General features: G+C 69.0%; 5 protein-coding genes and 1 pseudogene. 5 read left to right on the top strand and 1 reads right to left on the bottom strand.

The features are described from left to right. Nucleotides 1-435 precede the first annotated feature (435 nt). Both FB475_RS19860 and FB475_RS19855 read left to right on the top strand, forming a co-directional pair. The gene (locus FB475_RS19860; protein WP_141857709.1) at nt 436-1,383 is read left to right on the top strand and encodes a DUF1444 domain-containing protein; all 948 of its coding nucleotides are present in this window, start codon (nt 436-438) and stop codon (nt 1,381-1,383) included. A gap of 85 nt (nt 1,384-1,468) precedes the next feature. Beyond that, nucleotides 1,469-1,870, top strand: a pseudogene (locus FB475_RS19855) (methylmalonyl-CoA mutase family protein); the annotation flags it as partial. Between the two features lie 126 nt (nt 1,871-1,996). Here FB475_RS19855 and FB475_RS19850 read toward each other — a convergent pair. Beyond that, entirely contained in the window at nt 1,997-2,620 is a 624-nt protein-coding gene (locus tag FB475_RS19850) for a flavin reductase family protein (RefSeq protein WP_141857707.1), read from the bottom strand. A gap of 25 nt (nt 2,621-2,645) precedes the next feature. On the opposite strand from FB475_RS19850, the gene FB475_RS19845 reads away from it, so the two are divergent. The 3 genes from FB475_RS19845 to FB475_RS19835 all read left to right on the top strand — a co-directional run bounded on the left by FB475_RS19845 (nt 2,646) and on the right by FB475_RS19835 (nt 6,107). Then, nucleotides 2,646-3,518 carry a phosphotransferase family protein gene (locus FB475_RS19845; protein WP_141857706.1) on the top strand — a complete coding sequence of 291 codons (873 nt, stop codon included), beginning with the start codon at nt 2,646-2,648 and terminating at the stop codon, nt 3,516-3,518. Nucleotides 3,519-3,615: 97 nt separating this feature from the next. Next, nucleotides 3,616-4,650, top strand: coding sequence for an L-glyceraldehyde 3-phosphate reductase (mgrA, locus tag FB475_RS19840; RefSeq protein ID WP_141857705.1), 1,035 nt, complete (start codon nt 3,616-3,618; stop codon nt 4,648-4,650). Nucleotides 4,651-5,459: 809 nt separating this feature from the next. Beyond that, nucleotides 5,460-6,107, top strand: a complete 648-nt coding sequence (locus FB475_RS19835; protein WP_141857704.1) for a hypothetical protein — start codon at nt 5,460-5,462, stop codon at nt 6,105-6,107. Nucleotides 6,108-6,161 lie beyond the last annotated feature (54 nt).

Below are 6,161 nucleotides of genomic sequence, written 5' to 3'. Positions count from 1 at the left end.
CCCTCAACCCAGCACCGTCTCGCCGGACCAGCCCAACCCGACCCACAGCACCTCACGCGGCCGCCTCTCACCCCGTCACGCCTCCGGCGCCCCTCGGCCCAGGCACCCCTCACGCAATGCGCCCTCACCGAGCCCTCGCCCCGTCCGCACCTCACCTCACCGCGCCCTCACCCATCGCCGCCTCGCCGGGCCACCCCTCAGCAAGCTGCCCCCCCACCACCCAAAGCACCTCACCCGGCCGCCTCTCACCCCCGCCGCGCCTCCGGCGCCACTCCGCCCAGGTACACCGACGCAACCCGCGCGTGCGCACCCACCGCACCAACCTCCCTGGACCAGCGACTTGTCCACAGGTGCAGATCGCCGGTTTCGGCAGGGTCCGATCCTCGTACCTTCTCTGGCGACTTCCCCACCGCCGCACAGATCCGGAGGCCCGCGATGCCCGTCGACACCACAAAACATGCCCAAGGCAACGACTTCTTCGTACCGGACCCCGCCCTGCCACCCCTGTCCCGACGCCAGGCAGACCGCCTCGTCCACCTGGCCCTGCGAACGACCGCCGACCTCGGCCTAGCCCTCACCTACCGAGGCGGCGCCGCACTCGTGCCCGTCGACGAATCCGCCGACAAACCACTGCTCGGCCTGAGCAACCTCGCCCGCGCCGCCGCCGGCATCGAGGAGGACCACTGGCCCGCACTGGTCGAACAACACTTCACCGAGGTCCTGTCCCAACTCCGCGAGGGCTCACCGCCACTACCCGCCGACCCCGAACGCGAACTGATCCAGCGAATCGTCCCACGCGACGCCTTGCCGCCCGACTGGACAATCGATCGCGCCGACTTCCTGCCCGGCCTGATCGCGGTCCCGTCCACGGACCACAACGGCGTGATCTCGATGTTCCTGGACCCGAGCGACCTCGACCTCACCTGGTCGGAAGCCGACCGCTTCGGCCTGGCGAACCTCCGCCACCTCGAGGACCACGCCGTCACCGTCGACGAGGACGGCATCCGAATCACCTTCATCAACGGCAACGGATACGCCGCCTCACGCGCCCTCGTCCTAGACACCGTCCTCCGCGAGACCCTCCACCTCGAACCACCGCCGTACGGCGTGCTAGCCGCCCTCCCGGCCCGCGACACCCTGATACTGCACGTCATCGAGGACCTCAGCTTCATCCCCGCACTCGGCCTGATGATGCGCCTCGCCGCCCGCTGCTACTCCCGCGACCCAGGCCCCCTCTCACCCGACGTCTACCTGGCAACCCCCGCCCTTACCTGGCACCCCGCCACAATCTCCTCCACCGACCACGACCCACTACACCTGTCCCCCCAACTCGAATCCCTAGCCCGCCTACTAGCCCCCCGCGAGCCGACCCACGGCTCCTGATCACGCCGGGGAAGACCCACGCCACGCGCAGCCGTCGCCTGGCTCCGAGCAGCCAAGTGCCGCGTGATGCGGGCCAGGCCGGCCCAGCCGAAGAAGGTACGGCGACCTGATGGAGTACCGCGCGACCACGATCCCGACGTACCAGCCCCTCAGCGTCTCGGAGTACCACCTCCGCGACGCCAGCCCGACCACCGCGCTGGAGCTCGCCTGCACGCTCACCGACGGCCTCCGGCGCCCGCGCCACCCCCCGACGATGCCGCTCCGCGTCTCGGAATACCACCCCCGCGACGCCGGCTCGACGGCCGCGCAGGAGCTCGGCTACACGCCCGGCGACGGCCTCGGGCGCGCCCACGTGCCGCACGCGACGAAGCGATCTGCGTGCGAACTCCCATGTGCACCGGGTGCATTCCAGTACCGGTCCGGGAATGCCGGCGGAGTACGAACGGATGGCCCGGTCGGCTGGCTGCGCCGTGGCTGCCTGTTGTGAATCCTGGCGCCGTCCGCATCCTTAGGCGCTCGACCGTGCCGGGGTGGCTGCTGGCGACAACACTTGGAACTCCGGGCGCCTCGGAGTAGCAGGAGATCTAGCAGTTGCTCGACCAACCTGCGACGGTTACAGATCCGGGGGTGTGAAGTGGCCCGGCCAGTCGGAGTATCGGATGCGGGAGATTTCGCGGACCTCGCCTAGGGTGCTCCATTCGTCTTTGCCGAGGCGGGCGAGCGGGCGGAGCCTGCGGACCTCCGGGTGGTTGCCGTCGAGCATGCTCGCGTCGATCGAGAGGTGCCGGACCTGTCCGATCACCAGCGTGCAGTCGCCGATCGGGATCGTGGTGTGCAGCGTGCACTCGATCGCCACCGGCGACTCGGCCACGCGCGGTACGCCGACAGTTCGGGACAGTTCGGCGGTGACGCCGATCGCCTCGAACTCGGAGACGTCGGGCGGGAAGTTCGTACCGGACGCGTTGACCTGTTCGTAGAGCGGCTCGGCGGCGAAGTTCACCACGAACTCGCCGGTCGCCTCGACGTTGTTCAGGCTGTCCTTCCGGCCGACCGAGGTGAACTGCACCATCGGCGGCTGTACGGACGCGACCGTGAAGAACGAGTGCGGCGCCAGGTTCAGTACGCCGTCCGCCGACCGGCTCGACACCCACGCGATCGGCCGCGGGACGACCACGGAGTTCAACAGCGCATAGAACTCACGGCGCCCGGCCGTCTTCGGATCCACATCGACACGCACGTCCGCAGTACATCAAACTCAATGAATGCCGCCGTACCCAGAGGCCGAACTGGCCGCCATCGCCAAGCAGCATGGCGTGGACCCTGACCAGATCCGGGAGGTCCGCGGCGGAGTGGCCAACCGAGCCTTCATCCTCGGCGAAGCCCTATTTCTCCGCATCAGCCGTCCCGGCTACGAAGCGGACCTCCACAAAGAATCCGTCGTAGTACCCGCCGCCCGCGCAGCAGGGGTCCTGACGCCCGAGATCATCACCTACGACCCAACCCGAATCGTCCTCGATGCCCCGTACCTGATCACCCGCCGAATCCACGGCACCGAACCCACCACCACCCCCCAATCCCTAGCCCACCAACTAGCCGCCCTCCACCACCTACAACAGGGTGGGTTGGGTGGGTTGGCGGAGGATGGTTGGGGGGATCCTTGGGGGACGGTTGAGGAGTTGGCGGAGCGGGGGTATGTCGATTCGGGGTCGGCGAGTTGGTTGAGTGGGTGGTTCACGCGGCTGGCGGAGGAGATCGACGCCGGGGGTCCGAAGGTGCTGATCCACGGGGATGTTGCCGCGCACAACCTTCTGGTCGGTACGACCAACGATCTGCGCGCGCTGATCGACTGGGGTGACGCCGCCTGGGCCCCACCCGCGATGGACTTCGCGAAACTGCCGCTCACCGACGTCGCATCCCTCCTCCCCGAATACCTCGCCCACACCGACTCCCCAACCACCGAACACGAACTCGCCGCCGCCGTCCTCTGGTTCCACCTGTCCTGGGCCCTGTCCAAGCTCCAAGCCGCCCCCTGGCCCAACCAGCGCCACTGGACGGCCCCCACCACCAGCCGCCTCCTCAACCTCCTCCACTTCTTCACCACCGCCCCGCCAGCACCCTGGGCAGACCTCGTCTGACGATCAAGAAGTCCGGGTTCTTGGTCTCAGTTATGAGGTTTCTGCTTGAAAACAAGGGGGTTTGAACTTGTTGTGACATGGTGCAGACTGGGGTTCCGTGACTGACTACGTGGCGGCCGAGAGCCGGTATGACGACCAGATGAGCTACCGGCGGACGGGCCGGAGCGGGCTGCAGCTTCCGGCGATCTCGCTGGGGTTGTGGCACAACTTCGGTGACGACAAGCCGTTCGCGACGCAGCGGGACATCCTGCGGCGGGCGTTCGACCTCGGCGTCACGCACTTCGACCTGGCGAACAACTACGGCCCGCCGTACGGGTCGGCCGAGACCAACTTCGGGACGCACTACGCGCGGGACTTCAAGAAGTACCGCGACGAGCTGATCCTGTCGACCAAGGCCGGGTACGACATGTGGCCGGGGCCGTACGGTCAGGGCGGCGGCTCGCGGAAGTACCTGCTCGCTTCGCTGGACCAGTCGCTGAGCCGGATGGGCCTGGACTACGTCGACATCTTCTACTCGCACCGGTTCGACCCGGACACGCCGCTCGAGGAGACGATGGGCGCGCTGGACGCGGCGGTCCGCTCGGGCAAGGCTTTGTACGCCGGTATCTCGTCGTACTCGGCGGACCGGACGCGGGAGGCGGCGCGGATCCTGCAGGAGCTCGGTACGCCGCTGCTCATCCACCAGCCGTCGTACTCGATGCTGAACCGGTGGATCGAGGAGGACCTGCTCGACGCGGTCGGTGAGCTCGGGGTCGGCGTGATCGCGTTCTCGCCGCTCGCGCAGGGTGTGCTCACTAACCGGTACCTGGACGGCATCCCGTCGGACTCGCGGGCGGCGCAGGGCAAGTCGCTCGACCCGGACTCGCTGACCGAGGACACCCTCAAGCACGTCCGCGCGCTGGCGGAGATCGCGAAGGAACGCGGTCAGTCGGTGGCGCAGCTCGCGCTCGCGTGGACCCTGCGCGACGACCGCGTGACCAGCGCACTGATCGGCGCCTCCAGCGTCGCCCAGCTCGAGGACAACCTCGCCACGGTCCGCAACCTGAAGTTCTCCCCGGAGGAACTCGAGGCCATCGACGCCGACGCCGTAGAAGCCGGCATCAACCTCTGGAAGAAGAGCTCGGACGCCTGACCCCACCCCCACCCACCCGAACGCCCGCCGCCCACCGCGGCGGGCGTTCGCACGCGCGGGCCCGCGGAGCTGCGTGGATGCACGCGCGGCACGTGCAACTGGCAGGCGGCGGTGCAACCGCAGCCATCGGTCGGAGATGCAGGCGCCTGCGGGCGCGGCGGGGGGAGACTCCGCTACGGGCCCAAGGGCAGGCGCGAGGTGCAGGCGCGGCCACGGGTGGCGGTGGCCGCGAGGCGGCCCCGCGCGTGGTGGTGGTTGGCAGTGGGCTGAGGTGCACGCAGCTGCGGTCGGGTGCAGGCGTGGCCGCGGGTGGCGGTGGCCTTGGGTCGTGGCTGCGGGTGGTGGCTGCGGGTGATGCGGATGGCAGCGGGCTGGGGTGCACGCGGCTGCGGTCGGGTGCAGGCGTGGCCGCGGGTGGCGGTGGCCTTGGGTCGTGGCTGCGGGTGGTGGCTGCGGGTGGTGGCTGCGGGTGGTGGCTGCGGGTGGTGGAGTGGCAGTGGGCTCAGGTGCACGCGGCTGCGGTTGGAGGGCAGGTGCGGATGCGGGCGGGTGGTGTGGCGGAGTGGTGGAGGTTGTGATGCAGCGGTGGGTGCGGGTGGTGGAGTGGCAGTGGGCTGGGTGCACGCGCTGCGGTTCGGGGGCAGGTGCGGGTGCGGGCGGGTGGTGGGTGGAGTGGCAGAGGGTTGTGGTGCAGGGGTGGGTGCCGTGTGGGTGCCGGGGCGGGGGTGGGGTTACGGAGCGGTTAGGGGTGGTTGCGGTTACGGGGGGATGGGGAGAGGCTGGGGAGTAACCCTCTGGAGGTGGTTTTTGTGACCGCTTCGACGCTCGAAATGGCCCTCAGTTACGAACATGCGCGGATTCGGGAGTTGGCTGAGCCGGCTCATCATCCGGATGCGGCGCATCCGGAGCACCGGCATCAGACGGACTGGTTCTACGCGATCGCGGCGCAGCATCTGGCGGCGGTCGAGGACGTGCTCCTCCCGCACGTACGGAGGCTTCCCGACGGTGCCGGGCTGGTCACCAGGTATGTCGGCAACGCGAAGGAGCTGGAGCGCTCGCTGCGCTACCTGAAGGGACGGCAGTACGGCGACAGCCGGTTCCTGCATCTGCAGCACGACGAGCTGTGGCGGCACATCGACCGGCTGCTCGACGAGCACGAGTCGATGGAGGCGACGTACAGCCGCCAACTCTGCGAAGAGCTCGACGACACCCACGTGAATACGCTGACCGAGGACCTGCTCGAGGCCGAGGAGATCGCGCCGACCAGAGCACACCCGGTGTCACCGCACACCGGGATGGCCGGGCGGCTCGCGCACCGGATGTGGCGGATGGCCGACAACGCCTGGGACAGCGCGGAGGGACGTGTCGTGCCGATCAAGTACCACGCCCACCCGAAGCGTGACTCCGCGCTGTCGCACTACCTGTACGGCACCGCGATACCCACCGAGGACGAGTAGACCCGGTTCCCACGATCAGGCCGGCTCCCACTGCGCCTGGTCGTGGGAGCCGGC

This window comes from Kribbella jejuensis, from assembly GCF_006715085.1.
GTDB lineage: Bacteria > Actinomycetota > Actinomycetes > Propionibacteriales > Kribbellaceae > Kribbella > Kribbella jejuensis.
This window is presented reverse-complemented; position numbering and strand designations above follow the sequence as displayed.